The 26,279-nt window shown below is 37.6% G+C and carries 25 protein-coding genes; 22 read left to right on the plus strand and 3 right to left on the minus strand.

Translation table 11 applies throughout. From position 1 onward, the window contains the following. Window positions 1-180 precede the first annotated feature (180 nt). The 7 genes from cyoE (at window position 181) to AC4PG0_RS08560 (ending at window position 5,295) form a co-directional block, all read left to right on the plus strand. A complete protein-coding gene (gene cyoE / locus AC4PG0_RS08530; RefSeq protein WP_010991041.1) occupies window positions 181-1,086 on the plus strand; it encodes a heme o synthase in 906 nt (301 codons plus the stop codon). Window positions 1,087-1,233: 147 nt separating this feature from the next. Then, entirely contained in the window at window positions 1,234-2,289 is a 1,056-nt protein-coding gene (locus AC4PG0_RS08535; RefSeq protein ID WP_003763300.1) for a CAP domain-containing protein, read from the plus strand. 47 nt (window positions 2,290-2,336) lie between these two features. Further along, complete coding sequence (locus AC4PG0_RS08540; protein WP_003767765.1) at window positions 2,337-2,786, plus strand: YlbF/YmcA family competence regulator; 450 nt, start codon at window positions 2,337-2,339, stop codon at window positions 2,784-2,786. A gap of 30 nt (window positions 2,787-2,816) precedes the next feature. Continuing rightward, entirely contained in the window at window positions 2,817-3,098 is a 282-nt protein-coding gene (locus tag AC4PG0_RS08545; protein ID WP_003726138.1) for a YlbG family protein, read from the plus strand. A gap of 96 nt (window positions 3,099-3,194) precedes the next feature. Further along, complete coding sequence (gene rsmD, locus AC4PG0_RS08550; protein ID WP_003769609.1) at window positions 3,195-3,752, plus strand: 16S rRNA (guanine(966)-N(2))-methyltransferase RsmD; 558 nt, start codon at window positions 3,195-3,197, stop codon at window positions 3,750-3,752. Between the two features lie 2 nt (window positions 3,753-3,754). Then, window positions 3,755-4,240 carry a pantetheine-phosphate adenylyltransferase gene (gene coaD / locus AC4PG0_RS08555; protein WP_003767763.1) on the plus strand — a complete coding sequence of 162 codons (486 nt, stop codon included), beginning with the start codon at window positions 3,755-3,757 and terminating at the stop codon, window positions 4,238-4,240. Window positions 4,241-4,254: 14 nt separating this feature from the next. Beyond that, window positions 4,255-5,295, plus strand: coding sequence for a SepM family pheromone-processing serine protease (locus AC4PG0_RS08560; RefSeq protein ID WP_003769606.1), 1,041 nt, complete (start codon window positions 4,255-4,257; stop codon window positions 5,293-5,295). Between the two features lie 45 nt (window positions 5,296-5,340). Here AC4PG0_RS08560 and AC4PG0_RS08565 read toward each other — a convergent pair whose 3' ends face one another. Both AC4PG0_RS08565 and AC4PG0_RS08570 read right to left on the minus strand, forming a co-directional pair. Then, window positions 5,341-7,581 (minus strand): ATP-binding cassette domain-containing protein, encoded by a 2,241-nt coding sequence (locus tag AC4PG0_RS08565; protein WP_492167611.1) that lies wholly within the window; start codon window positions 7,579-7,581, stop codon window positions 5,341-5,343. 82 nt (window positions 7,582-7,663) lie between these two features. Then, window positions 7,664-8,839, minus strand: coding sequence for a nucleotidyltransferase (locus tag AC4PG0_RS08570; protein ID WP_492167612.1), 1,176 nt, complete (start codon window positions 8,837-8,839; stop codon window positions 7,664-7,666). A gap of 129 nt (window positions 8,840-8,968) precedes the next feature. Here AC4PG0_RS08570 and AC4PG0_RS08575 point away from each other — a divergent pair, with 129 nt between their 5' ends. From AC4PG0_RS08575 to AC4PG0_RS08590, 4 genes are all read left to right on the plus strand, one after another. After that, window positions 8,969-9,505 carry a YceD family protein gene (locus AC4PG0_RS08575; RefSeq protein WP_003769603.1) on the plus strand — a complete coding sequence of 179 codons (537 nt, stop codon included), beginning with the start codon at window positions 8,969-8,971 and terminating at the stop codon, window positions 9,503-9,505. Window positions 9,506-9,596: 91 nt separating this feature from the next. Next, window positions 9,597-9,770, plus strand: coding sequence for a 50S ribosomal protein L32 (gene rpmF / locus AC4PG0_RS08580; protein ID WP_003726143.1), 174 nt, complete (start codon window positions 9,597-9,599; stop codon window positions 9,768-9,770). 149 nt (window positions 9,771-9,919) lie between these two features. Further along, entirely contained in the window at window positions 9,920-10,825 is a 906-nt protein-coding gene (locus AC4PG0_RS08585; protein WP_492167613.1) for a 2-dehydropantoate 2-reductase, read from the plus strand. After that, window positions 10,818-11,204, plus strand: coding sequence for a DUF3397 domain-containing protein (locus AC4PG0_RS08590; protein WP_003767754.1), 387 nt, complete (start codon window positions 10,818-10,820; stop codon window positions 11,202-11,204). The genes AC4PG0_RS08585 and AC4PG0_RS08590 overlap by 8 nt, the downstream gene beginning before the upstream one ends. Here the strand turns inward: AC4PG0_RS08590 and AC4PG0_RS08595 are convergent. Then, complete coding sequence (locus AC4PG0_RS08595; protein ID WP_492167614.1) at window positions 11,176-12,948, minus strand: SgrR family transcriptional regulator; 1,773 nt, start codon at window positions 12,946-12,948, stop codon at window positions 11,176-11,178. The genes AC4PG0_RS08590 and AC4PG0_RS08595 overlap by 29 nt on opposite strands. 114 nt (window positions 12,949-13,062) lie before the next feature. On the opposite strand from AC4PG0_RS08595, the gene AC4PG0_RS08600 reads away from it, so the two are divergent. The 11 genes from AC4PG0_RS08600 to ftsA all read left to right on the plus strand — a co-directional run bounded on the left by AC4PG0_RS08600 (window position 13,063) and on the right by ftsA (window position 26,271). Then, complete coding sequence (locus AC4PG0_RS08600) at window positions 13,063-14,310, plus strand: MDR family MFS transporter (RefSeq protein ID WP_492167615.1); 1,248 nt, start codon at window positions 13,063-13,065, stop codon at window positions 14,308-14,310. 203 nt (window positions 14,311-14,513) lie between these two features. Further along, complete coding sequence (mraZ, locus tag AC4PG0_RS08605) at window positions 14,514-14,945, plus strand: division/cell wall cluster transcriptional repressor MraZ (RefSeq protein ID WP_003763280.1); 432 nt, start codon at window positions 14,514-14,516, stop codon at window positions 14,943-14,945. Between the two features lie 12 nt (window positions 14,946-14,957). Continuing rightward, entirely contained in the window at window positions 14,958-15,896 is a 939-nt protein-coding gene (gene rsmH, locus AC4PG0_RS08610; protein WP_003769598.1) for a 16S rRNA (cytosine(1402)-N(4))-methyltransferase RsmH, read from the plus strand. 16 nt (window positions 15,897-15,912) lie between these two features. Then, the gene (ftsL, locus tag AC4PG0_RS08615; RefSeq protein WP_003723754.1) at window positions 15,913-16,275 is read left to right on the plus strand and encodes a cell division protein FtsL; all 363 of its coding nucleotides are present in this window, start codon (window positions 15,913-15,915) and stop codon (window positions 16,273-16,275) included. After that, complete coding sequence (locus AC4PG0_RS08620; protein WP_003769597.1) at window positions 16,272-18,530, plus strand: penicillin-binding protein; 2,259 nt, start codon at window positions 16,272-16,274, stop codon at window positions 18,528-18,530. Before ftsL ends, AC4PG0_RS08620 begins: the two co-directional genes overlap by 4 nt. Before the next feature lie 171 nt (window positions 18,531-18,701). Further along, window positions 18,702-20,177 (plus strand): UDP-N-acetylmuramoyl-L-alanyl-D-glutamate--2,6-diaminopimelate ligase, encoded by a 1,476-nt coding sequence (locus tag AC4PG0_RS08625; protein ID WP_194318541.1) that lies wholly within the window; start codon window positions 18,702-18,704, stop codon window positions 20,175-20,177. A gap of 46 nt (window positions 20,178-20,223) precedes the next feature. After that, entirely contained in the window at window positions 20,224-21,198 is a 975-nt protein-coding gene (gene mraY, locus AC4PG0_RS08630) for a phospho-N-acetylmuramoyl-pentapeptide-transferase (protein WP_003767739.1), read from the plus strand. A 138-nt stretch (window positions 21,199-21,336) separates the two neighbouring features. After that, on the plus strand, window positions 21,337-22,704 hold the full coding sequence (murD, locus tag AC4PG0_RS08635) for a UDP-N-acetylmuramoyl-L-alanine--D-glutamate ligase (protein WP_010991778.1): 1,368 nt from the start codon (window positions 21,337-21,339) through the stop codon (window positions 22,702-22,704). After that, window positions 22,701-23,792, plus strand: a complete 1,092-nt coding sequence (gene murG, locus AC4PG0_RS08640) for an undecaprenyldiphospho-muramoylpentapeptide beta-N-acetylglucosaminyltransferase (RefSeq protein WP_003763269.1) — start codon at window positions 22,701-22,703, stop codon at window positions 23,790-23,792. The genes murD and murG overlap by 4 nt, the downstream gene beginning before the upstream one ends. A 22-nt stretch (window positions 23,793-23,814) precedes the next feature. After that, window positions 23,815-24,627, plus strand: coding sequence for a cell division protein FtsQ/DivIB (locus AC4PG0_RS08645; RefSeq protein WP_492167616.1), 813 nt, complete (start codon window positions 23,815-23,817; stop codon window positions 24,625-24,627). Window positions 24,628-24,990: 363 nt separating this feature from the next. Further along, window positions 24,991-26,271 (plus strand): cell division protein FtsA, encoded by a 1,281-nt coding sequence (ftsA, locus tag AC4PG0_RS08650; protein WP_003767733.1) that lies wholly within the window; start codon window positions 24,991-24,993, stop codon window positions 26,269-26,271. Window positions 26,272-26,279 lie beyond the last annotated feature (8 nt).

Consider the following 26,279-nt stretch of genomic DNA (forward strand, 5'->3'; position numbering starts at 1 on the left):
TGTATAAGTTCATGAGTACACATCAAACTAATTGTAGCGTGTTTATTTAAAGAAGTAAAGCGTACAAGACTAAAGCCGATTTATTGACAAAAGGTGCGTATTTTTCACATAATAAGGGTATAGGATATGTATCAGTTCGCAATCACTGGTTTATATCAGCAAGTGTTAGGGGGAGAAAAATTGAATCAGATAGAAAAGACTGGGGAGTTAACTTCGAGTAGATTTACTGTCCGTGATTTTACCGAGCTTGTGAAAATCGGAATCGTTAATTCTAATACGATTACTGCTTTTACAGGTATGTGGCTAGCCTTTCAGTTAAATGGAATTTCTTTTATTCAAAATGTAGATGTAATATTTTTTACTATCGTCGGTTCGGCACTTATTGTCGCTGCTTCGGGCGCTTTTAACAATGTCATTGACCGTGATATTGACGGAATTATGGAAAGAACGAAAAACAGACCAACGATGACCGGGAAAATTTCTGGTAAACGTGCATTAATGGTTGCACTTGTGCTAGGTGTTGTCGGAACAATTATGTTATTTATGACGACTTGGCAAGCAGGGGTTCTTGGTGTTATTGGGGTCTTTTTGTATGTAGTCGTTTATTCACTTTATGCGAAAAGAAAATTAGTTAGTAATACCGTAATTGGTAGTTTTTCAGGAGCTGTACCGCCGTTAATTGGTTGGTTTGCAGTTGAACCATCATTTAGTATTGTGCCAATTATGCTATTTCTTGTGATGTTTTGCTGGCAACCACCGCATTTTTATGCGATTGCTATTAAACGGAAAGAAGAATATGCTGCGGCTGGAATCCCAATGTTACCTGTTGTAAAAGGGATTGAACGCACGAAAAAAAGTATGTTTTTCTGGGTGATTTTATTAACCGTATTGCCATTCTTTATGTTTGATTTAGGGCTTGTATATGTTATTTTAGCAACCTTACTTAATATTGGTTGGCTTGCACTAAGCATTTACGGATTTAAAATGGACGACAGCATCAAATGGGCAAAATGGATGTTTGTTTACTCGCTAAACTACATGACAATTTTATTTGTTGCGATGGTCGTTATTTCGATTTTCTTATAAAAATAACTGCAATTACGGAGAACCGCATTTTGTCGCGGATTTTCGTAATTGTTTTTTTATGGTTTTTAAAGCTTTTCAAATGATACTAGAATTGGTAAAATGAAAGTTACATCAAGATAAACCAAATACTGCCGAGGAGGGCAAAATGTGAAGTTTATTATGCGAGTAGCTGTGCTATTAATCATTTGCCTGTTCATTGGATATAACACAGATCTTTTTTTTAGTAAATCAGTTGAAAAAAATACGGCCGAAGATACTGCTACAAAATCCGATTTTCCTGATGATAAAAAAACAACAAATGAAAATCCGAAACAAGTGCAAGATAGTTCTAGCTTGGCGAGGTTTATAAATAAAAACGTAAGCGAGTTAAAAAAAGAATTTGGCGACCCGGTGCGTGTTGATAAAACAGCATACGGTTATGATAATTACGTTTACAGTCAACCAGGAACTAGTTACATGTTAGTTGGAGTGACAAATAATGTCGTTCAAACTATTTATGCGCTCGGACAAGATTTAAATGTTATGCCTTATTCAATCGGAATGTCGACAGAAAAAGTATTTACTGACGCGAATTTACAATCAGAAATATCTTTTAATTACAAAGATAGCTATTATAAATTTGAACTTTCCGAAGAAGATTTAAATGCTCGACCAATTGTTAATATCGGAAGTGGCGTGTATGCGCAACTAAATTTTGATAAATTTAAGTCAAAACTAGTTAGTGTCCGCTACTTGAATAAATTAGCTTTCATAAAAATGCGACCTTATGAATTATCTTATCAAGGCGAAATTTATGAAGAGAAATTATCCCAAGAAGATTGGAATGCGATTGACCAAGCTTCTAGTAAACAAGTGTTAGAAATTACAAATGTCATTCGCGACCGCTACGGTATAGAAGAAGTGGCGTGGGATGAGGAAGTCGCAAAAGTCGCCTATGGTCATAGTGTCGATATGAAGAAAAATGATTATTTTGATCATACTTCACCGACGCAAGGGGATTTAAGCAAGCGATTAAGTGCCGGTAATGTAAAATATACTAAAGCGGGCGAAAACATCGCTTACAACTATATAGATAGTGCCGCAGCTGTTGAAGGTTGGCTTAACTCTAAAGGACATAGAGAAAACTTACTAGATGGTTCTTATACTTATATGGGTGCGGGAACTTATCAGAAGTACTATACGCAAAATTTTATTATTAAATAATCGTTCTATGGTATAATGAAAAAGTAAGTAAGATGGAGGTGGCTAGATTGCTCGCTACAATGGAAAATATGGCGCTACTCGATTTATCAGATGAGCTTGCTAGCATGATTCTAGACTCCGAAGAAGCACAGAATTATAAGCATACTAGACAAGTATTACTAGATGACGCCAATTCACAAAAAAATATTCGTCAGTTTATACGAATAAAAGAACAATATGAGGAAGTACAACGGTTCGGCCGGTATCATCCTGATTATAAAGAAGTAACCAGAAAGACTCGTGCTTATAAACGCGAAGTCGATATGGATCAAAATGTGGCAGCTTTTCGCCGGGCAGAGATGGATTTACAATCTCTCTTGGACGAAATCAGCTTGCTTCTCGCAAGTGCAGTTTCAGAAAATATCAAAGTACCAACCGGTAATCCATTTTTTGAAACAAAATCTGCTTGTTCTACAGGTGGATGTGGCAGCGGGGGAGGCTGCGGTTGTTCAGCGTAAAGCTTATCCTAAAAAGAAGGGGCTTAAACAATGGAAAATGATAGACAAGCTATCGTCGTTTGGATGAATCATCTTAAACAAGTTAGATCTTTGAAGCGATTTGGAAATGTTCATTATGTATCGCGCAAGTTGAAATATGCGGTATTATATTGTGATATGGCCGAAGTAGAAGATATCTCTAACAAAGTTTCTCGTTTTCATTATGTGAAACGCGTGGAAATGTCTTTCCGTCCGTTCTTAAAAACAGAATACGAATCCAAAAAAGAAATGATGTACGAACATAAAAACGAAGATGTGCAAATCAGTATTTAATCAAAACGGCGAGACTATTTCAACTAGTCTTGCTGTTTTTTTGCACCTATTTATGATAAAGTAAAAAAGACATTGAAGTAAAGGTTGTGCAAAAACATGAGAGTCATTGCAGGAGAACGAAAAGGACACGCTTTAAAAGCTGTTCCAGGAAACAATACAAGACCAACTACAGATAAAGTAAAAGAATCCTTATTTTCGATTATCGGTCCATTTTTTGATGGCGATATTGTTCTCGATTTATTTGCTGGAAGTGGCGGACTTGGAATCGAAGCACTGAGTCGAGGTGCGGAGCGCGCAGTTTTTATTGACCAAGCGACACTAGCAATTAAAACAATTCGTCAAAATATTGAAGGTTGCCATTTCACAGAGCGCGCAGAAGTATACCGAAATGACGCCGAACGAGCACTCAAATTGCTTCATAAAAACGAGTGGAAATTTGACCTTGTATTTTTAGATCCGCCCTATAAAAAACAACAACTAGAAAAATTACTTATAACTCTAGAAAAATTAGAGCTAGTTAGTGAAAATGGAAGAATTGTTTGCGAGCATGATAAAGAAGCAGTAATGCCAGATACAATTGGTAAATTTGAGAAAATCAAATCGGTTTCTTACGGAATTACTGTTTTATCCATATTTGAATTTCAGGAGGCGTAGAAATGGGAAACAAAATTGCTGTTATTCCCGGAACATTTGACCCAATTACAAATGGACATTTAGATATTATTGAACGTGCAGCGAAAATATTCGATGTACTTTACGTATCCGTTTTAAATAATTCATCTAAAAAACCACTTTTTACCGTAGAAGAGCGAATGGAAATGATTAAACAAGTAACGGCTCATTTACCAAATGTTCATGTGGAAAGTGCAAGTGGATTAACAGTTGATTATGCTGCTAAACGCGGGGCTACTGCAATTGTCAGAGGGCTCAGAGCAGTAAGTGATTTTGAGTACGAGATGCAAATAGCTTCGATGAACCGCACACTTAATGCAGACATTGAAACTTTTTTTGTTATGACTAATACGAAATACTCGTTTTTAAGTTCAAGTATGGTAAAAGAAGTGGCGCAGTATCAAGGTGATATTCGTGAACTTGTACCTGAAGTCGTAAACAAAGCGGTAAAAGCAAAATTCAATAAGTAGGAGATGGACAGATAATGCGTAAAGAGTGGAAAAAAATAACGGCGATAGTGCTGTTAATCATTATTATAGCGGGCTTTTTTATTCCGGTTCCGTATTATATTTCAAAACCTGGTGGAACGGAAGAACTTGCACCACTCGTTACGGTAGATGACCATCCAAATAAAAAAGACGGTTCACTCAGCCTAGTTACGATTGCAATGGGAAAAGCTAATATTTATACATATATGACAGCTAAATTCCTGCCATATCATGAATTAGAAAAAGACAGTGATATTAAATACGACAACGAAACAGATGAAGAATACAACGTTCGCCAAATGCAAATGATGAACGAATCAAAAAATAATGCCATCCAAGTCGCATATAAAGCAGCGGACCAAAAAGTCAAAGTTACTTATGATGGTGTATACGTATTAAGTGTAAAAGAGGACGTCCCAGCAGCAGGTATCCTTCATGCGGGAGATTTAATTACTGAAATTGACGGCCAATCTTTTAAATCAAGTCAAGAATTTATTGACTACATTCACGGCAAAAAAGTGGGTGACACTGTCAAAATCAAATACAAACATGGCAATAAAAATGAAGAAGCAAGTATTAAACTAACAGCTATCGATAAAAAAGGCACGCCAGGAATTGGTATCACACTAGTGGATGATGAAAAAATCACTGCAGACCCAACTGTGAAAATCGACTCTGAAAAAATCGGCGGACCATCTGCTGGTTTAATGTTCAGTCTAGAAATTTACAGTCGCTTCCAAAAAAATGATTTAACAGATGGCAAAAAAATCGCTGGAACTGGAACGATTGATCCTGATGGAACTGTAGGAAGAATTGGTGGAATTGACCAAAAAGTTGTCGCAGCAGATAAAAGTGGCGCGAAAATCTTCTTTGCTCCGAAAGATCCAATTACAAAAGAAATGAAAAAAAGCGATCCAAGCATTGAAAGCAATTACGATACAGCAGTTAAAACAGCGAAAGACATTGACTCTAAAATGAAAATTGTCCCAGTGAAGACATTCCAAGATGCTGTTGATTATTTAGAAAAACTACAATAAAAAAAGCCGTTTTGTCTGAGTATAGACAAAACGGCTTTTTTCATATTAAAGATATTTCGCAGTTAACGATTGTTTGTTTTTTAATAAATCGAGTGGCGCGCCTTCAAATAGAATTTGCCCACCTGAACTTCCGCCTTCTGGACCAAGGTCGATAATCCAGTCAGCATTTCGAATAATATCAACATTATGTTCAATCACAATCACCGTATTTCCCTTATTTACAAGAGAGTGAATAATAGACAGAATGTGTTCAATGTCTGACATATGAAGCCCAGTTGTTGGTTCATCCATAATGTAAATGGATCCTTTTTTATGGAGCTCATTGGCGAGTTTTAAGCGTTGGCATTCTCCGCCAGAAAGTGTGCTAAGTGCTTGGCCCAGTGTAACATAGCCAATTCCAACTTCTTCCATTGCTGTAATTTTCTTCAAGATTTTTTTATCTGTAAAGAATTCAAGGGCTTCTGAAACGGTTAATTCTAGTACATCACTAATCGATTTTCCATCAAGCTTATACTGTAAAACGGAATCTTGGAATCGTTTGCCATGGCAGACTTCGCAAGGTGTGCGAATCGAGTCCATAAAAGCTAAATCCATTGTTGTAAAGCCAAGGCCCTTACAGTTTTCGCAGGCGCCTTTCGAATTATAACTAAATAGTGAAGGGCTCACATCGTTTTCTTTTCCGAATGCTTTTCTGATTGAATCCATAATGCCCGTATAGGTTGCTGGATTGGAGCGGATATTCGCATGAGCAGCGGACTGGTCAATAACAATGGCATCTGGATATTCTTTTAGGAAAACAGAATGAATTAATGTACTCTTCCCAGAACCTGCCACACCAGTTATCACTGTAAGTACTTCTTTTGGAATAGTAGCTTGAATATCTTTTAAGTTAAAACGACTGCTTTTTTTAGTAGATAAAAAGCCTTTTGGTGCGCGTGGTTTATCATTAATTGGCAAGTGGCGATTGAGGAACCGGCCTGTTAAAGTATCCGACTTGAGTAAATCTGGGTAACTTCCAACGAACTGAATCTCACCGCCATGTTTTCCAGCGTGCGGACCTATGTCGACAATATGATCGGCAATTTTGATTACATCCGGATCATGTTCGACGACGAGAATCGTATTTCCTTTATCACGTAATTTAACGAGTAAGTCATTTAAACGATGAACATCACGAGGATGGAGCCCAATACTTGGCTCATCGAAAATGTAAAGCAAATCAGTTAAGCTACTGTTCAAATGACGAATCATCTTGACGCGTTGTGACTCCCCGCCAGAAAGAGAAGCTGTTTGCCGGTCTAGTGTCATATAACCAAGCCCAATATCAATTAAATGTTGCACTCGTTCTGTTACACTTTTGACCATCGGAGCTGCTACTTGGTCATTTATGCTAGTAAGTGTTTCTTTGAGTTCATCTAACTGCATCGCGGTATAGTCAGCAATATTCGCGCCGTTTATTTTACAAGATAGTGCTTCTTTCGAAAGTCTCGTACCTTCGCAAGTTGTGCAAGGGGCAATATGAGTGAATTTATCTACTCGTTTTTTAGTAGAAGCAGACATTTCGCCTTCTTTTTGAATGTAAAGCCGATTGAATTTAGGGATTAAGCCCTCGTATGTTGCGTTCATGCTACCCATTGGAGTTTCTAAAAAGACTTTCACATCTTTCCCGTTTAAAAGCATGTCATATTCTTCTTCGGTATAATCTTTTATTTTTTTGTTCACATCAAAAAAGCCGGAATAAGCATAGGAATTCCAGTACCATGAGTCTACTGAAAACGTCGGAAATAAGATGGCGCCTTCTTTAAGTGATTTATTTGGATCGAGTAATTTCACTAGATCGACCGAAACTTTTTGACCAACGCCGTGACAATCAGGGCACATACCAGCAGGATCATTAAATGAAAATAGATTTGCTGTCCCGATACTAGGTTTTCCAACACGCGAGAAAAGTAAGCGCAAAATGGAATTAATATCTGTGATGGTACCAAGGGTGGAGCGGGAGTTACCGCCAAGTCGTTTTTGATCAATAATAACAGAGGTGGAGAGGTTCTCAATTGAATCTGCGTCCGGTTGCGTATACTTCGGTAGAAAATTACGAAGATAAGCGCTGTATGTTTCGTTTAGCTGTCTTTGCGATTCTGTAGCAATAGTTTCAAATACAATAGAAGATTTCCCAGAACCAGATACTCCCGTAAAAATAGTGATTTTTCGTTTTGGTATATCTAGGGAAATATTTTGGAGATTGTTTTCACGAGCTCCTCTTAATCGAATATATTCTTGTACCATACACATACCTCCTGTTTTTTGAGTCGGACAAACATCTTAGCAAAACAGAACGATGAAAGTCAACCAAAAACCTTGTAAAGTTTTACAAGGTTAGAATTGGTGGAGTATGAAAGTCGCCCGCTTGATAATCTTCTAATCCATTTATTAGCGTATAAATGTCTGTCGCCCGTAAATCTTCTTTTAAAAGACTTGGTTCTGCTTTAGAAACAGTCGTAACAATAGGCAGCGAAATATTTTTTTTATGGAGCGATAAATATTTTTGACCAGTTTTACTCATTCCAAGTACTCGGATATAGGGCTCTGCTGGAGGCGTATTTTGGGCATTTAATAAAATTTGTAACGCCGTTCGTTGTAATCGTGCGTTGCTGTAACGTTTTGTTTTCATTATTTCAATAAAATCTGAAAAACTGTGTGCTTTTTTTGCCGCAAGTTGCATTCGATTTTGAATTCCTTCACTAACACCGCGAATCCCTTCAAGCTCATCCGAATTAGCTTGGATTAAACGAAACTTTAGAAGCGGCCAATAATCTTCAAACGATAAAAATGGTCCGCGATAATTATTTAAAACTTCTATAGAGGAATCGGGAAGGTAGCGACGAGCTTCTTCTAAATTCCCAGCAAGGAGTAACTTTCGAATCGCGGTTGCACTAGCAATATAATCATGGCTTGCTTCCGCATCGTGATAGCCCGAATGTTCACGCGGCATCGTTTGAAGTGCAATCGAAGGATTTTGTTTTTGAATAGCGAGTGCGTAGTGGAAACCGAGAATGTTATTAGGCTTAGTGAGATCCAGTAGTTCTTTTCCAAATAAACGTGTAAAAGCTTCTGTATAAGCTCTAGCATAAGACGTTTTCTTATCACCTAAAGCAAGCTGAATGGTTTCATTAAAAGCGGCTTCATTTTCAACAACTGTTTTAGCAGCGGTAGAAAAATCTTCACTAACCCCGTGCTCACTTCCGAAAAAAAGTGTATCTATATGAAGCGTATCTAATAGTCGAATAGACTCTTCCGCAAAAATAGTCGCATGTTGTGTCGCAAACGAAACAGGGAGCTCGATAACCATATCGATGCCAGCTGCAAGGGCCATTTTTGTTCGTTCCCATTTAGGTATAATTGCTGGCTCGCCGCGCTGTACAAAAGAACCACTCATTACCGCAATTACCACATCGCTTTTTGTAAGTTCACGTGCCTTATTTAAATGTAACTGGTGGCCATTATGAAAAGGGTTATATTCGACCACAATTCCAGTTGCTTTCATTTCGGTTCCCTCCTTTAGATAATCTATTTTAGCATAAAATTCAGCCGCTAGTTTCGGTCCCTGAAAAACCATTGACAAAAGCCTTTAAAAAAGCTATAATATTTTGTGTTGCGCTTGGAGTGATGTAGGATGAAATGGTCTATCAGTCAATTGAAAAAATATCGTGACAGCAACTTCACGATTAATGAAAAAGCTGACCTAAAAAAGTTCTTTCAAGAGAACAATATAGACGTTCGTGATGCAAGCCCCGTACAAGTAACTGGGGAACTAATTGTACACCCAGAAGAAGTTACCGCTAACCTTACAATGAAAGGCGAGTGGACACTTCCATGTGCTCGTACACTTGAGGATGTTATTTATCCTTATGAAGTGCATGCGACGGAAACCTTTGTGAAATCCAAAGAACAAGTTCTAGATGAATCTTGGCATGTGATGGAACAGGATATGGTCGATTTAACCCCTGTAGTAGAAGAACTTTTACTAGTTGAAATTCCGATGCAAGTTTTCAGTGAAGACGCACTCGAAATGAGTAAGCTTCCACGAGGCAAAGAATGGGAAATGAAAACAGAAGAAGGTAACCTACTAGAACAAATAGCAAAAGAACCAAAAGTGGATCCTCGTCTTGCGGGATTAGCCGATTTTTTCGATGAGAAAAAAGAAGACTAAACTTCCCCGTGAAGCTGGAATATATTAAGGAATTTATTTTTCTTAGATTAACGATACAAGTACTTAGTTATCGTCAAGGAGGTGTAAGGAAATGGCAGTACCTTTTAGAAGAACTTCAAAAGCCAAAAAGCGTAAGCGTCGTACACACGTTAAACTTCAACTTCCGGGCATGAACGAATGCTCGAATTGCGGCGAATACAGACTTTCCCATCACGTATGTCCAGAATGTGGACAATATGATGGCAAAGATGTAGCAAACAGCTAATATTGTTAAAAACAAGTGACGTTTCACTTGTTGAAGACGAACCTCGAAAGACGCCATGGGTCTTTCGAGGTTTTTGTTTGCGCGCAAAAGTGCAAAGACTCGCCACTTCTGATAAAATAAAAGCATCAACCAATATGGAGCTGAAATCAATGGAAAACCAAATAAATGTTGGGATTATTGGCGCGGGAGCAATGGGACTGTTATACGCAGCTAATTTCGCTGATAAATCTAAGCTCACCCTTTTTACACATCGAAAAGAACAAGCGGATTTATTAAATCAAAAAGGAATTTCATTAATAGACAATGAAACAACAAAAAATATACATATTCATGCAGCACAGATTACCGAAGAAGAACAGTTAACTAAACAACAGTTACTAATTATCGCTGTAAAGCAGTATTCCTTAAATGAAATAATACCAATACTTCAAAAACTACCGACAAAAATCCCGATTTTATTCATTCAAAATGGTGCAGGACATCTAGAACGCTTAAGTGAGCTTGGGACAACACGCATGATTTTATTAGGCATTAGTGAACACGGGGCAGGTCGCGAGGATGATACGACCGTTATTTGGCGCGGACACGGCCGAACAAAATATAGCATTTTCCAAGGAGAACTGAATGACGACCTAAAAGAATTACTAACGTCTAGCCCAGCTTTTCCGATTGAAAAACATGCGAATTATCAAGCAATTATCCAAGAAAAATTATTTATCAATGCAGTGATTAACCCTTTAACAGCGGTACTTGGTGTTCAAAATGGGAAACTTTTAGAAAATCAAGAATGGCATCGTTTGTTAATAAGGGTAGTAAATGAAGTTGAAACTGTCTTACCGATAGAAAATGCATTAGAGAAAGTTGAGACGATTTGCCGAACGACTGCGCTTAACTTTTCCTCGATGGCCCTTGACTGTATGAATGAACGTATGACAGAAATTGATGGGATTGTGCTACCAATTTTAGAAAAAGGGGACAAAACAGAAACTTCCCTTCCTACACTTCGGACACTTTACCAGATTATTAAAGGATTGGAAGGAGAACGTCATGTTTGATTGGCTAACTAATTCAACTGCTATTATTATTATTTTACCCGTAGTGGTATTTGTACTTACTTTATTTTTAGCGCGTTTTAAATTTCGGAAACCGCAACGGAGAATTATGTTGGCAGCGGATTTATCGACAATTTTCTTAATTATCGCGGTACACTTTTTTATGATTGTTATCTTTAACCGTTCGTTTTTACTTTATATTTTGTTGTTTTTATTTATCTTAGGCATCGTTATTGTGGTGTTAGCTGCAAAAAAAGAAGGCGAGATTCAGTTTCGCAAAATCCTTCGTGGTTACTGGAGACTTTGTTTCTTCATCTTCGCCTTACTATATGTCGTTCTTTATTTATATGGCATTATTTATAGTTTGATTTTACTGTTTTAAGCGGTTTTGTTTCAATCCATACTTTACTTAAATCAAAGTAGCCATATGGATTTTCTGCAATACCTTTTATCATGGAATGGAGCGATTGGCTTTTTTCTGGATGATGTAAATAAATTAAATAGTTATTTTCGGTTAGATAACGATCGATATTCGTTTGCAAAGCGTCTCTTTTGGAGGCGCTTTTTTCTAATTTCATTGCATCTAATTTTTTCGAAAGTTCGAGGAGAATACTTGGATTAAGTAGCTGTTGTGGTAAAAGATAAGGGTTATTTAAGAAATCCAAATAAGCCATCTCGTTATCAGAAGCTGGAATTTCTCCCATCATCATCAAGTCCGTTTCCTCTTTTGGCACATTTGAATAAGAAGCTTCATGATGAGTTATGATTTTTTGTTCAAGCGTAATTCCGAATTGTGCTGCTCGGTCACGAATCCATTTCGATTCTTTTAAAGCGGTAGGATGCTGTGTTGTCGCAAAAATAACTTTTTCTCCTTGGTAATTTGCTTCTTTTAATAAGTCGGCAATTTTGTCAGGGTTTTTAATAGGAGCAATCGATTTTTCTGGAAAGTAATTCGAAGCGATTGTGCCGTAATTTTCGAATCCTTGCTCGCTAGCTATTTGGCAGTCTATTAGTTGATAAATTGCTTCGCGAAAAGCTGGATGTTGCGGGACGCCTTGCCGATGGGTATTAAAGCAAATAAAGTTGACACCGACACCTAGTTTACGGCGTTCAACATAAGCTTTATTTTCCTCGTAATCAACGGAGGTAAACTGCATCGGAATGTTTGTTAAAGTGTCTCCGGTTTGAGCTGTCCAAAATTCTACTCGGTCAAGAAGAGGGCGCTCTAAAAAATAAGCGTCAAATGCTTCTAAGACTAGGCGTTCGTCATTTCGCTCTACTATCCGAAAAGGCCCCGTTGAAATCCATTTGTATTCATCAAAAACCACGTCGCGTGGCAAAATCGCCATATTGGCAGTACATAAATAGCGAATAAAAAAAGGATCTGGCTTGTTTAAATAAATCGTAATGGTAAATTTATTTCCACATTGAATTGCTTTAATTGATTTTAGTTGCCAGGCGCTTACCGAATTTGTTTCCTTCGAACGGAGCAAGGTGTATTTAACGTCCTCGCTATCAAGCATACGCCCATGATGAAATAAAACACTTTTTCGTAAATAAAAAGTCCATTCTGTGTAATCATCGGAAACTTTCCAATTATGGGCAATATGGGGAATGATAGTCTTTTTTTGTTCATCATATTTTACAAGAGTATCACTGATTTGTGTAATTAAAAAAGCTTCCATTGAAACAGATGTTTGCAACGGATCAAGCGTAGTAAGTTTACGCCGGACAATAGAGCGGAGTATTTCTTGCTGATTTTCTGTTACTTGTAAACCAAACATGTGCTGAATTTCAGTAGATATACTCGAAAACCAACTTTTTGGTATTGGTAATTGTAGTAGAAATAATATATCGCTAAATGCATCTTTTGCTAAACTTTGCTCCAAAACTTCCAGAACTTCATCTTCTAATTGTTTCGGAAAAATAAGCCGTGAAACATTTCCGCGACCAAGCCCCGGTAAATAAGTGAGCATGTCCTTTGATTGGTATTGCTGCAATTTTCGCTTGGCATTTTTAGTAGTACAAAACCAAATATCTGCTAAATTATTTAGTTTAAAAGGTACTTCTAAATCTGTAGTTTGTTCATATAAATGCGCGCGCATAGTGAAATAATCTTTGTCCATAAGCCAGCTCCAATCTAAAAGGGGACAATTTCTGTTTTTAAATACCCTTTTTATCTTTCTGTTTCCCTTTTATACTAACAGAGAAGTCAGAAACATTGCAATGGAGGGGATTCCATGTTTAAAGAGTTACATCCAAATATTCGTGCGCGGATATTGATTCAATTTTTAAGTAAAATAATCGGGTCAATGATTTTTCCTTTTATGGCAATTTATTTTTCAATGGAAATTAATAGTAAGGTCGCGGGAATTCTCTTGATGATTAATGTATTGGCGCAGTTTCTTGCGGGTATGTATGGCGGGCATTTGGCGGATATTATTGGTCGTAAAAAACTGATGGTGGCAGGGGAACTTCTTAAAGTATTTGCCTTTCTAGGAATGGTGCTTTGTAATTCGCCGATTTTCCATTCACCATGGATAACGTTTGTGATGCTACTTCTAATTGGTGTGGCGCAAGGACTCATAAATCCTGCTGGAGAAGCGATGTTGATTGATGTAAGTACGCCGGAAAATCGTTCTTTTATGTATTCGGTTAGTTACTGGGCAAATAATTTATCTATGATGATAGGGATTATTGTAGGTGGTTGGTTTTTCGTGGATTACTTATTTCTGTTACTCGTTGTGCTCTTCATTATGTCATTTGTCACTGCATGGCTTACTATAAGCTTGATTTCAGAAACCTTAAAGCAAAAAGCAGTATTAAAAAAAGGATCTTACGGGTTAGTAGGAATGCTTAAAAATTATGGGCAAGTGTTACATGATTACCGTTTTCTTCTATATACTCTTGGTGGAATTGCAGTTATGTCGATTGAATTTCAACGGAGTAATTATATTTCCGTACGTTTGGCTGAAGATTTTCAGGCTTTGCTCGTTCATTTCGGCCCACTCGGAAACATTACTCTAAATGGCGTACAAATAGTCAGCGTTTTAACGGCAGTGAATACTTTGTTTATCGTTCTTTTCACAGTTCCGGTTGCAAGGTTCGTAACAAAAAGAGCTCAACAACCTATTATGTACGTTGGGTTTACTTTATTTGCTATAGGTTTTGCGGTGTGTGCCTTTGCGAATAATCTGGCCGTTTTATTACTAGCGACAGCAGTACTTTCTATTGGAGAGTTGCTTTACGTGCCAACGCGTCAAACAATTTTAGCCGCAATTGTGGACGATGACAGACGAGGCGCATATATGGCGTTTAACGGTATTATTTTCCAAATTGGTAAAATGATTGGTTCAGTGAGCCTTGTATTTGCACCTTTTATTGGTAAGTATGGTATGGCGACTTTTACGATTTTACTTGGGGTTTTAAGTATTGTTTTTTCCGCGGCTGCATTAAAATCGGGCTGGAAAAAAGTATTAGCAAAATAGTTTTTGGGTGAGAAGTGGGGAATCCCTCCACCCGGCCCCACAATCATTTTTAAAAAGGAATTGTAGTTAAAATGGCTTTAAATAAGGGTTTGATCATTCTGCTTAAATAGTAGAGTGATTTTTTTTTACACTTTTTTAGGTTTTGGGTGGTGCGAAGTGGGGAGATGTGGTAAAGTGGTATTTAGGAAAGTGGGTGAAGTCTAATGTTCATGGGAGAATATCAACATAACATCGATATAAAGGGCAGATTAATTGTGCCAGCTAAATTCCGTGAGCTTTTGGGGGATAATTTTGTTATAACCCGAGGACTTGATAAGTGTTTATTTGCTTATCCACAAGAGGAATGGAAAAAGCTTGAAGAAAAGCTCCAAACCTTACCACTAACTAAAAAAGATGCTCGTTCCTTTACACGTTTCTTCTTTTCCGGTGCGTCTGAATGCGAACTAGACAAACAAGGCCGGATAAACATTCCATCCAACTTACTACAGTATGCGGATTTGGAAAAAGAAACAGTAATTATCGGGGTTTCAAGTCGTATTGAAATTTGGAGTAAATCAGAGTGGGATAATGTCTTTAACGAGGCAGAAGAGTCCTTTGCTGATTTAGCTGAAAATATGATTGGCTTTGATATTTAAGGGGGAATTTGCATGTTTAAGCACGAAACCGTATTACTACATGAAACAGTCGATATGCTTGAAGTAAAACCAGACGGAATCTATGTCGATGCAACACTTGGCGGCGCAGGTCACTCAGAGTATTTACTAAATAAGCTTAATGAACAAGGGCACTTATTTGCTTTTGACCAAGATCAAACAGCAATTGATAATGCAAAAATTAAACTAGCAGAATATAGCGATAGAGTAACTTTTATTAAATCAAATTTCCGCTATATGAAAGAAGCTTTGAACGAGCGCGGAATTGAAGCGGTTGATGGGATTTTATATGATTTAGGTGTTTCTTCCCCTCAATTAGACGAAAGAGAACGCGGCTTTAGTTATCACCAAGATGCAGCACTTGATATGCGTATGGATCAAGAGCAAGAACTGACGGCGAAAAAAGTTGTTAACGAATGGTCTTACCAAGACTTGATTCGCATCTTTTTCCAATACGGCGAAGAAAAATTCTCTAAACAAATTGCTCGTGAAATCGAACGTCGTCGTGAAGTAAAACCTATTGAAACAACCGGCGAACTAGTAGACATCATCAAAACAGCTATCCCGGCGCCAGCAAGAAGAAAAGGCGGACATCCAGGGAAACGTACTTTTCAAGCAATCCGAATTGCCGTTAACGATGAACTTGGTGCGGTAGAAGATTCTCTTGAAAATGCCTTAACATTATTAAAACCAGGCGGCAGAATTAGCGTAATCACGTTTCATTCATTAGAAGACCGCATAACAAAACACTTATTCCAAGAAGCGACAAAAGGACCAGATTTACCACCAGGTCTTCCAGTCATTCCAGATGAATATAAACCAGATTTCAAACTTGCTACAAGAAAGCCAATCGTACCAAGTGAAGAGGAACTGGAACAAAACAACCGAGCACGTTCTGCAAAATTACGTGTAATCGAAAAAATTATTAAATAGCAGGAGTTGAAAAAATGTGAGCAATGTCGCCTATAAATCAAATCTCGAGCCAAATAGAGTACATAGAGAAGCGGAACAGCCTAAAAAACAAATCCTAAAACGTGGTCAAATGACACTTGGAGAAAAAGTAATCATCACGATTGCGCTTGCGATTGTTTTAGTTGTTGCTTTTCGAATCATCAGTGTACAAGCTCAAATTTATACAGTGAACCAAGAAATTCAAACAAAAGAAACAAAAATTCTCGAACAACAAAAATCAAATGAAGACTTAAAAGTAGAAGTAAAAGATTTAGGAAGATATGAACGTATTTTGAAAATCGCTAAAGAAAAAGGGTTAAAACTTGATGGCGATAATGTGAAAGTGGTAGATGGTCAATGAAACGGCGTATAGGTAACATGAGAAGGGGAGCTTTAGTGCTTTTTATCTTTTTCACTATTCTCTTTCTCTTAGTTTCTGGCCGTTTTCTTTATTTGCAAATTACGGGAGAAGCAAATGGGGTTCCGCTAGCAGCTAAAGCATCTAAACAACATTTGAAAAGCAGTGTTCTCGAAGCAAAACGCGGCTCCATTTTAGATCGAAAAGGAGAAGTGTTAGCAGAGGATACGGCTTCTTACACGATTGCAGCGGTAGTTAGTGATAAATTATCCAAAACAACGAAAAATCCGATGCGAGTAGTTGATGAAGAAAAAACAGCTCGTATTCTTGCAAAATATATTCCTATGGACGAATCTGATATTCTAGATAAACTCAATGAAAAAGGTAAATACCAAGTTGAATTTGGCTCTGCGGGAAAAAATATTTCTACAGAAACAAAAGCTAAAATCGACAAAGAAAATTTACCAGGCATTGAATTTACTCGTCAATCAGAACGTTTCTATCCTAATGGTACTTTCGCGACACAATTAATCGGCTTTGCGCAACAAGAAGAAGAAAAAAACACTACCAAATTAGAAGGTAAAATGGGAATTGAATCCAGCTATAATGATATACTAACAGGCAAAAATGGGAAAATCGATTATAGCACCGACCGAATGGGCTATATTTTGCCTGATTCAAAAAACAAAGTAACAGAAGCAAAAGACGGTAAGGATATTACCTTAACATTGGATAAAAAAATCCAAACCTTTTTAGAAGATACAATGACAACGGTCGATGCAAAATATAAACCGAAAAATATGATGGCCGTAGTTGCAGATCCGAAAACAGGAGAGATTTTGGCAATTAGTCAACGTCCTTCATTTAATCCGGCTGACAGGTCGACAATTACTGGAAACAGTTCGAGCATTTGGCAAGATTTACCAGTGGAATATGCTTATGAACCAGGTTCCGTAATGAAAATCATCTCCTTAGCATCTGCTATTGATAAAAACGTTTATAATCCAAACGAATACTATCAATCAGGTTCCTATAAAGTTGGCGATATCGCAATTCATGACCATAATAATGGGAATGGATGGGGCTCGATTCCATACCGCGAAGGCGTAGAACGTTCTAGTAACGTTGCGTTTGCTAAACTGCTAAACAAAATGGGTACTGATACATTTAAAACCTATTTAGATAAATTTGGTTTTGGCAAGAAAACAGGCATTGCTTTACCAAATGAAACAAAAGGAAAAATTCTTTATAACTACCCGATTGAAAAAGTAACGACTGTCTTCGGTCAAGGTACAACAGTTTCGATGATGCAAATGATTCAAGCCGCATCTGCTATTGCAAGTGACGGCACGATGAAAGAGCCTTATGTGGTTTCAAGCGTCAAAGATACGAATACTGGAGAAGAGACAGAAACAAAAACCAAAATCGCTGGAAAACCAATCAGCGCCGAAACAGCTAAGAAAACTCGAGATGAACTAAAAAATGTTATTAGCGGTCGAAACGGAACAGGTAAACTATATGCGATTCCTGGTTATGATGTAGCTGGTAAAACAGGAACATCACAAATTCCAGATTCAAAAACAGGTAAGTACATGACTGGGGCAGAAAATTATATTTTTTCTTTCTTAGGAATGGCACCTGCTGATAATCCCGAACTCGTGATATATGTGACCATGCAACAACCGCAATTATCTGGTAGCCAAACAGGTGGGGAAGCAGTTTCCGAAGTATTTAATCCTGTAATGAAAAACAGCTTACAATACATGAACATTAAACCGGGCGATGTTGAAAAACTAGCCAGCGAAAAAGTTCCTGTTGTAGCTGAAAAAACAGTAGACGAAGCTAAAAAAGCGGTACAAGACAAAGGGCTTGAACCAGTAGTTGTTGGTAATGGTAAAAAAATTGTTCAACAACTTCCACTAGCAAATAGCGAAATTATGCAAGGACAAAAAGTAATTCTGATGACTGATGGAGATATGACTGCTCCAGATATGGTGAATTGGTCGAAAGTTGACGCGCTAAAAGTCTCAGAAATCACTGGTATTCCTTTTGAGTTTAGTGGAAATGGTTATGTGAAAAGTCAAAGCGTTTCGGCAGGTAGCGTAATCAATAGTGAAACGAAAATGAAAATAACGCTCGCCTCACCAGAACAAATTGGCGATTTCAACCAAAATCATGACCAAGATACAGCAGAGCAAAATAAAAAAGCAACAGACATCCGAGAAAATGCAGGTATAGGTGATTTATTGAATGAATAATAGGAAGATAGAAGTATGTCAGCTGAGTAAAGTGGCATACTTCTAGCTTTAAAAGCAATCTATGTCTTTAGTCGTGGTAGATATACTTTGTTGTTTTTGCTAAGATAGAAAAGGATTCTTTTTGATTTTAGCAAAACTAACAGAAAGAATAAGTTTGAGGAGATGGCAAGAATGAAGTTAAAAGAACTAATGCAAGCTATCCCGGTCTATACTGGAGAAGCAAGTGCAGCAATTGAAGTTAACCAAATTGCGCAAGATAGTAGAAAAGTACAACCGGGTACCTTATTTATTTGTATAGATGGAGAAATAGTGGACGGACATCAGTTCGCTGACCGCGCCGTTCAGCTTGGTGCAGTAGCAATTATCGCTGAAAAACAATTAGATGTTTCCGTGCCAGTTCTTTATGTTAGAGATTCTAAACGAGCAATGGCAATGCTAGCGGATTATTTTTATGGTTCTCCAACCCAAGCGTTAAAACTAGTTGGGATTACAGGGACAAATGGTAAAACAACCGTTAGCCATTTAGTAGAACAAATTGTTCGCGAAAACGGCGAGCAAACTGGCTTGATTGGTACGATGTATCGTAAAATTGGCGATGAAATTTTAGAAACAAAAAATACGACGCCAGACAGCCTAACCTTGCAAGAAACTTTTCGTGATATGCTTCTGAGTGGTGTGAGTACAGCAGTAATGGAAGTCTCTTCTCACGCATTAGTTCAAGGCCGCGTATATGGTTCAGATTATGACGTAGCAGTATTTATGAATTTATCTCAAGATCATTTAGATTATCACCATACAATGGAAGAATATGCTTACGCTAAGAGCTTATTGTTCGCGCAGCTTGGTAACAGCTATAACTTGAGTAATCCCAAAATTGCTGTTTTAAATGCAGATGATAAAGAAAGCGTTCGAATGCAAACAGCAACAGCCGCGCACATTATAACTTTTGGGATAAAAGAACCGGCTGATTTTAGCGCATCTAACATTCAAATTACAAGCCATGGCTCAACTTTTGATTTAAAAACACCAGTTGGAGATTTCTCATTAAAAATAAAAATGATTGGAAATTTCAGCGTATATAATGTATTAGCCGCGATTGCTACAAGTTTTGCGCTACGTATTCCAGTTATAAATGCAATTGCAACGGTTGAGAGCATTCCAGGGGTAAAAGGACGTTTTGAGCTTGTAAATGCAGGACAAGATTTTCCAGTAATAGTGGATTATTCTCATACACCTGACAGCTTGTTAAATGTTCTACAAACGATTGATGAATTTGCCGAAAAACGTGTCTTTGTTGTCGTAGGATGTGGTGGTGACCGTGATAAAGGAAAACGACCACAAATGGCAAAAATTGCTGTTGACTATGCGACAAATCCAATTTTTACATCAGATAATCCGCGTAGTGAAGACCCACATGCGATTATTGAAGATATGATTCAAGGTATTCCAGGGAGCGATTCATACGTTGTTCATGAGAACCGTCGCGATGCCATTCGTTATGCAGTAAATATGGCAGAAGCAGGGGATGTTATTCTGATTGCTGGTAAAGGGCATGAAGACTATCAAGTGATTGGTGATGAGGTTATTGATTTCGATGATCGCGTAGAAGCTCGAATAGCTATTGAAAAAAAACTCGGACTCGCATAAAATATGAAGTGAAGTGCTTTGACAAACAGATTGGGGAGAATTTATTGTGTCTTTATACATGTTAGTATCAACTTTTGCAGTGGCTTTTATCATTACGGTGATAGGTGTCCCACTATTTATACCTTTCTTGGTGAAATTAAAATTCGGACAAAGTATTCGGGATGAAGGCCCGAAAATGCACGAAAAGAAATCAGGAACACCAACAATGGGTGCGGTTATTTTTATTACTGCCATGCTCATTAGCTTTTTGATCTTTTCTTTCATCAGTGGTGAAGTTAGTGCGGCTACGTGGCTACTATTCATCGCGCTGGCATTATTTGGCGCATTAGGTTTTCTGGACGACTATATCAAAGTAGTTCAAAAACGTAATTTAGGCCTCACTTCGAAGCAGAAGTTTTTAGGTCAAGTTGCGATTTCGATTTTATTCTATCTTGTGTATCATTTTAGTGATTTTGCAGAAACGCTTAAGATTCCATTTACGAATACGGAAATTGATCTTGGTTGGTTCTTCATTATCTTTATCTTGTTCTGGTTAGTTGGTTTCTCCAATGCAGTTAATTTAACAGATGGTTTAGACGGACTTGTTTCTGGTCTATCTGTTATTGCATTCTCTGCTTTCGGTGTGATTGCTTTTTACCAAGAACAAATGGATGTAGCGATTTTCTGTTTCGCGATTGTAGGCGGAATGCTTGGATTTCTTCTATTTAATAAAAATCCAGCGAAAATCTTTATGGGAGATACTGGTTCGCTTGCTCTAGGTGGAAGTATCGCAGCTGTTTCGATTTTAGTTCATCAAGAATGGTTACTACTTTTAATCGGAATTATTTTCGTTATTGAAACTGCATCTGTTATTTTACAAGTATTTTACTTTAAGGCAACGGGAGGAAAACGAATTTTCCGTATGACACCAATTCATCATCATTTTGAACTTGGTGGTTGGTCCGAGTGGCGTGTTGTTTTAACGTTCTGGGGAATCGGATTAATCGGAGCAATTATTTCAGTCTGTGTTGTTATCTTTTAAATAAAGCGCCGTGATTTTTGCGGCAAAAGCGTCTCTAGTTGGCTGTTTTTTACAGAATCTGGTTGGCGCTTTCCGTCGTTTTTGTGAATCTCATAGAATCGACCGCCAATTTTGATATAAATGGGGGAACCAAAGGAAATGAAAAAAATTGAAATGTACCATCACAAAAAAGTGCTTGTTTTAGGTCTTGCAAGAAGTGGTGTTAGCGCGGCAACAATTATGCATAAATTAGGAGCATTCGTCACAGTAAACGATCAAAAACCTTTTAGTGAAAATCCAGAAGCACAAGGATTACTTGAACAAGGGATTAAAGTTATTTGTGGATCGCATCCGATTGAATTATTAGATGAAGGATTTGAACTCGTAATTAAAAACCCGGGGATCCCGTATAACAACCCGATGATTGAAAAAGCTTTAAAACTCAAAATTCCAGTTATTACAGAAGTAGAGTTAGCTTACCAAATTTCTGAAGCGCCGATAGTTGGTATTACTGGAACTAACGGGAAAACTACTACAACAACGATTATTCACCATATGTTAAATGCACACAAAGAAAATAGCTCTTTGCTTGCAGGAAACATCGGTTTTCCGGCATCAGCTGTTGCAGAAAACGCAACAAGCGATCAATATATTTCGATGGAATTATCTTCCTTCCAATTAATGGGTGTACAAACATTTAAGCCACATATTTCTGTAATTACAAATATCTATGAAGCGCATCTAGACTACCATACAGACCGCAGTGAATATGTACAAGCAAAATGGCACATTCAACAAAATCAAACAGCCGACGATTTCTTAGTAATTAATTGGGATCAAGAAGAATTGAAGAATTTAACTAAACAAACAAAAGCACAAGTTATTCCGTTCTCAACAACGCAGCGTTTAGAACAAGGAAGCTACGTCCAAAATGGCAATATTATGTTTGACGATGAAGTAATCGGATCCCGTGATAGCATTTTACTTCCGGGAGAGCATAATTTAGAAAATATTTTAGCATCTGTAGCAGTAGCCAAAACATTAGGTGTGACAAATGAAGAAATTATGTATGTCCTTGAAACATTTAAAGGCGTAGAGCACCGAACTCAATTTGTAGTGGAATGGCAAGGACGTAAATTTTATAACGATTCTAAAGCAACTAATATTTTAGCAACTCAAAGCGCATTGAAAGGTTTTAAAAATCCAGTAGTATTACTTGCTGGAGGACTGGACCGTGGAAACTCGTTCGACGAATTGCTACCATTTTTCAAAAATGTGAAATCACTTATTGTTTTTGGTGAAACGGCAGATAAAATTGGTCGAGTAGGGAAAATTGCAGGAATTGAAGTGCATTATGTGGATGATGTAGAGGCAGCTGTTCCGGTTGCATATCGCGAGTCAGCACCAGGAGATATAATCTTACTTTCACCGGCTTGTGCAAGTTGGGATCAATACCGGACATTCGAAGTTCGCGGAAATGCCTACATGGACGCAATCAGTGAACTAATAGAAGAGGTGGAAAAATGAAAGTAGCAATAAGCGGTGGTGGTACTGGAGGTCACGTTTATCCAGCACTTGCTTTCATCCGAGAATTAAAAAAAGTACATCCAGAAGCGGAATTTTTATACATTGGAACAGAAAAAGGCTTAGAAGCAGGAATCGTTAAACGAGAAGGTATTCCTTTTGAATCAATAGAAATTACCGGGTTTAAACGTTCATTATCTCTTGAAAATATCAAAACAGTCATGCGTTTTCTAAGTGGAGCTAAAAAAAGCAAGCAAATTCTACGGGAATTTAAACCAGATGTCGTAATTGGAACTGGGGGTTATGTTTGCGGTCCTGTGGTTTATGCAGCCGCTAAACTTAAAATACCAACTTTAATCCATGAACAAAATAGTATTGCTGGTTTAACAAATAAATTTTTAAGCCGTTACACAGATAAAGTCGCGATTTGTTTTGAAGAAGTAAGTGATTCGTTTGCTTCTGAGAAAATTGTTTTCACTGGAAATCCACGAGCTTCAGAAGTAGTGGGTGTGGACGGTGAAGGCGCACTAGAAGCATATGGTTTAGTTTCAGGAAAACCTACTGTGCTTGTTTTTGGAGGTAGTAGAGGTGCTCGAGGTATAAATGAAGCTGTGGAAGCAATCTTGCCGGAATGGAATAAACGAGATTTTCAATTGTTGTATGTGACAGGTGATGTCCATTTTGAAAAGATAAAAGATTCTTTAGGAGAGATGAATTTAGGGAATCATATTAGTGTTCAACCATTTATTTATGATATGCCTAAGATTTTAAATGCTGTGACACTTGTTGTTTCAAGAGCAGGAGCGACTACATTAGCTGAACTTACAGCGCTTGGGGTGCCAAGTATTTTAATACCTAGCCCTTATGTGACCGCGAATCATCAAGAATATAATGCACGCGCGTTAGAAAAAAATAATGCGGCTGTGGTTATTACCGAGTCTGAATTAAAAGAGACGGATTTAATGGCGACAGTAGATGCTATTTTAACAGATGAAGCAAAATTAAATAGTATGAAATTAAGTGCTAAACAAATGGGGCGCCCAGATGCAGCTCAAAAACTGGTAGAAACAGTCCTTAGTATTATGAAATAAATTGCAGAAGGGGGCGAATAAAATGGCTGAAAACAAACGAGTAGTTTCCATCGAAAACCGTATACCTGAATTAAAAAAATACCGCAAAAAAAAGTTAATAAGACATTTAGCCATTTTAATCGGAATTTTTGCGATTTTAATCTTAATTACACTGTATTTCCTTTCCCCATTGAGCAAGTTAGATAAAATTGCTGTAAGTGGAAATAAACAACTAACTGAAAATGAAGTTCGTAAAGAAAGCGGGCTAACTTCTGGTGAATTTGTTCTTGGAATAAGAAACGGAAAAACCGAAGAAAAGCTCGAGAAAAATACGTTAATAAAAAACGCAACCGTTTCTAAAGATGGCCTAAATGATGTCAAAATTAATATTACGGAATATAAAACGATTGGTTACCAGCAAAATGACGGTAAATATTATGACGTCCTTGAAAATGGCATTATGCTAACAGACCAACCGCGACAATTTCCAATAGGGAACGACCTACTGTTCCAAAATTTTAAAAATGGTAAAACGCTCGAAAAAATGGTAGCGCAAATTAATAAACTACCAAAAGATGTAGTGAATTCTATTTCCGAAGTGATTTACAGCCCGACGAAGACCGATCAAAATCATATTGAATTATATATGAATGATGGTAATCAAGTTTCAGCGGATATAAGTAGTTTTGCAGATAAGATGCAGCATTATCCAGCAATTGTCGCTCAACTAGCGAAAGGACAAAAAGGCGTGATTGATATTGAAGTAGGTTCTTATTTCCAAAGTTATTATCAACAAAACGCCGAAAAAAAAGCTGCCGAAGAAAAAGCCGCGGAGAAGAAAAAAGAAAACGAATAAAGACTTGTTTCTTCTCTCGCATTTTTGGCGAACTAGCACTTAACAGATATGTCAAAAAGGTGACAAAATGATGACCTGCAAGCTTGCGATACCAACACTTGTTCGCTTTTTGAATAAAATGAAAAAAATATCTTAAGAATTTGCCAAAAATTGTTCTTTGTGCTTTTATTACCTTCTTTCTTAGTGTAGACTGTAAATAAGTGATTTTGTATGTTAGGCAGAATGGGGAATCATTCTACACTGACGCCATATAAATAAAGAAGTAACATCGTATTTTCAAGCAAGTTAAAAAACCGGCTTTGCTCGGTATAAAAAATGAAATATTATACTTTAAATGACTAGAATAAAAGGAGGTGCCGATAAATGGGTGATAGCGAAATTTATGTAAGTTTGGACATTGGAACAGCTTCTGTGAAAGTAATCATCGCGGAAATGGCTGACGATAGACTCAATATTATCGGTGTTGGGAATGTCGAGTCATCCGGAATTAAAAAAGGGATTATTATCGACATAGACAAGACTGTAGAATCCATTAAAAAGGCAATTGAACAAGCAGAAAGAATGGTTGGCGTTGAAATTTCTCAAGTAATCGTTGGGGTAGTATCGAGTCAGGTACATTTAGAAGCTTGCCGAGGAATTGTGGCAGTAGGTAGCGAAAACCGGGAAATTACAGATGAAGATGTCTGGAATGTGATGGATGCCGCTCAAGTCGTTCCTCTATCTCCTGAACGAGAAATTATTAATACTATTCCTGATCAATTTGTTGTGGATGGTTTAACTGGGATTACCGATCCACGTGGAATGATTGGTGTTCGTTTAGAAATGGAAGGCACACTAATCACTGGCTCAAAAACAATTTTACATAATACGTTACGTTGTGTGGAACGTGCTGGTCTAGAGATTTCTGATATTGCTTTACAACCACTTGCTGAGGCATCTATCTCTTTATCTGAAGACGATAAAGAATTCGGTACTGCTCTTGTGAATATTGGTGCAGGAACGACAACTGTTAGCGTGTTTGAGCAAGGAAGGTTAACTTACACTGGTGTTATTCCAGTGGGTGGAGATAATATCACTAAAGACTTATCGCTTGGACTAAATACATCTACAGCCAATGCAGATCGTGTTAAATTAGAGCACGGTTACGCATTTTATGATGATGCTTCTCCGGATGAAGTTTTTGCAATTGATGTTATCGGTAGTGACCAAAAACAACATTTTACACAAGTAGAAGTAGCGGATATTATCGAAGCTCGTATGGAAGAAATTTTCCAATTAGTTGTAGAAGAATTGAACCGCGTAGGTAAAACGCATCTTCCAGGAGGCTATGTATTAACTGGTGGCTCAATGGCGATTCCAGGAGCTATTGATTTAGCAGGGAAAACATTGGCAGCACATGTTAGACTGGCGATTCCTGATTATATCGGTGTTCGCGAACCATCCTTCACAACTGCAGTAGGCTTGATTAAATATGCTTACCAAATGGCTGAATTAGAAGGTCGTGATGTAAGTAGCACCGCAAGTGAGCCTCGTTATGATGACGAAGCACCAAAACCAAAACAACCTAAACAAAAACCAAAAAAATCAGATGACGAAAAAGTATCAACAAAAATGAAGAATTTTTTCGGCGCATTTTTTGAATAAAAGCGAAT

The sequence above is a fragment of the Listeria sp. MAN/IMW/UF464 genome (assembly GCF_058683955.1).

Coding starts and splice junctions, on each gene's coding strand:
- AC4PG0_RS08585 (WP_492167613.1), top strand. CDS start 9,920: ATGGAAAACCAAATAAATGTTGGGATTATTGGCGCGGGAGCAATGGGA.
- murD (WP_010991778.1), top strand. CDS start 21,337: ATGAAAAAAATTGAAATGTACCATCACAAAAAAGTGCTTGTTTTAGGT.
- murG (WP_003763269.1), top strand. CDS start 22,701: ATGAAAGTAGCAATAAGCGGTGGTGGTACTGGAGGTCACGTTTATCCA.
- AC4PG0_RS08645 (WP_492167616.1), top strand. CDS start 23,815: ATGGCTGAAAACAAACGAGTAGTTTCCATCGAAAACCGTATACCTGAA.
- AC4PG0_RS08595 (WP_492167614.1), bottom strand. CDS start 12,948: ATGGACAAAGATTATTTCACTATGCGCGCGCATTTATATGAACAAACT.
- rsmD (WP_003769609.1), top strand. CDS start 3,195: ATGAGAGTCATTGCAGGAGAACGAAAAGGACACGCTTTAAAAGCTGTT.
- AC4PG0_RS08600 (WP_492167615.1), top strand. CDS start 13,063: ATGTTTAAAGAGTTACATCCAAATATTCGTGCGCGGATATTGATTCAA.
- AC4PG0_RS08545 (WP_003726138.1), top strand. CDS start 2,817: ATGGAAAATGATAGACAAGCTATCGTCGTTTGGATGAATCATCTTAAA.
- AC4PG0_RS08560 (WP_003769606.1), top strand. CDS start 4,255: ATGCGTAAAGAGTGGAAAAAAATAACGGCGATAGTGCTGTTAATCATT.
- AC4PG0_RS08625 (WP_194318541.1), top strand. CDS start 18,702: ATGAAGTTAAAAGAACTAATGCAAGCTATCCCGGTCTATACTGGAGAA.
- coaD (WP_003767763.1), top strand. CDS start 3,755: ATGGGAAACAAAATTGCTGTTATTCCCGGAACATTTGACCCAATTACA.
- AC4PG0_RS08570 (WP_492167612.1), bottom strand. CDS start 8,839: ATGAAAGCAACTGGAATTGTGGTCGAATATAACCCTTTTCATAATGGC.
- AC4PG0_RS08590 (WP_003767754.1), top strand. CDS start 10,818: ATGTTTGATTGGCTAACTAATTCAACTGCTATTATTATTATTTTACCC.
- AC4PG0_RS08575 (WP_003769603.1), top strand. CDS start 8,969: ATGAAATGGTCTATCAGTCAATTGAAAAAATATCGTGACAGCAACTTC.
- rsmH (WP_003769598.1), top strand. CDS start 14,958: ATGTTTAAGCACGAAACCGTATTACTACATGAAACAGTCGATATGCTT.
- mraZ (WP_003763280.1), top strand. CDS start 14,514: ATGTTCATGGGAGAATATCAACATAACATCGATATAAAGGGCAGATTA.
- AC4PG0_RS08565 (WP_492167611.1), bottom strand. CDS start 7,581: ATGGTACAAGAATATATTCGATTAAGAGGAGCTCGTGAAAACAATCTC.
- AC4PG0_RS08620 (WP_003769597.1), top strand. CDS start 16,272: ATGAAACGGCGTATAGGTAACATGAGAAGGGGAGCTTTAGTGCTTTTT.
- rpmF (WP_003726143.1), top strand. CDS start 9,597: ATGGCAGTACCTTTTAGAAGAACTTCAAAAGCCAAAAAGCGTAAGCGT.
- ftsA (WP_003767733.1), top strand. CDS start 24,991: ATGGGTGATAGCGAAATTTATGTAAGTTTGGACATTGGAACAGCTTCT.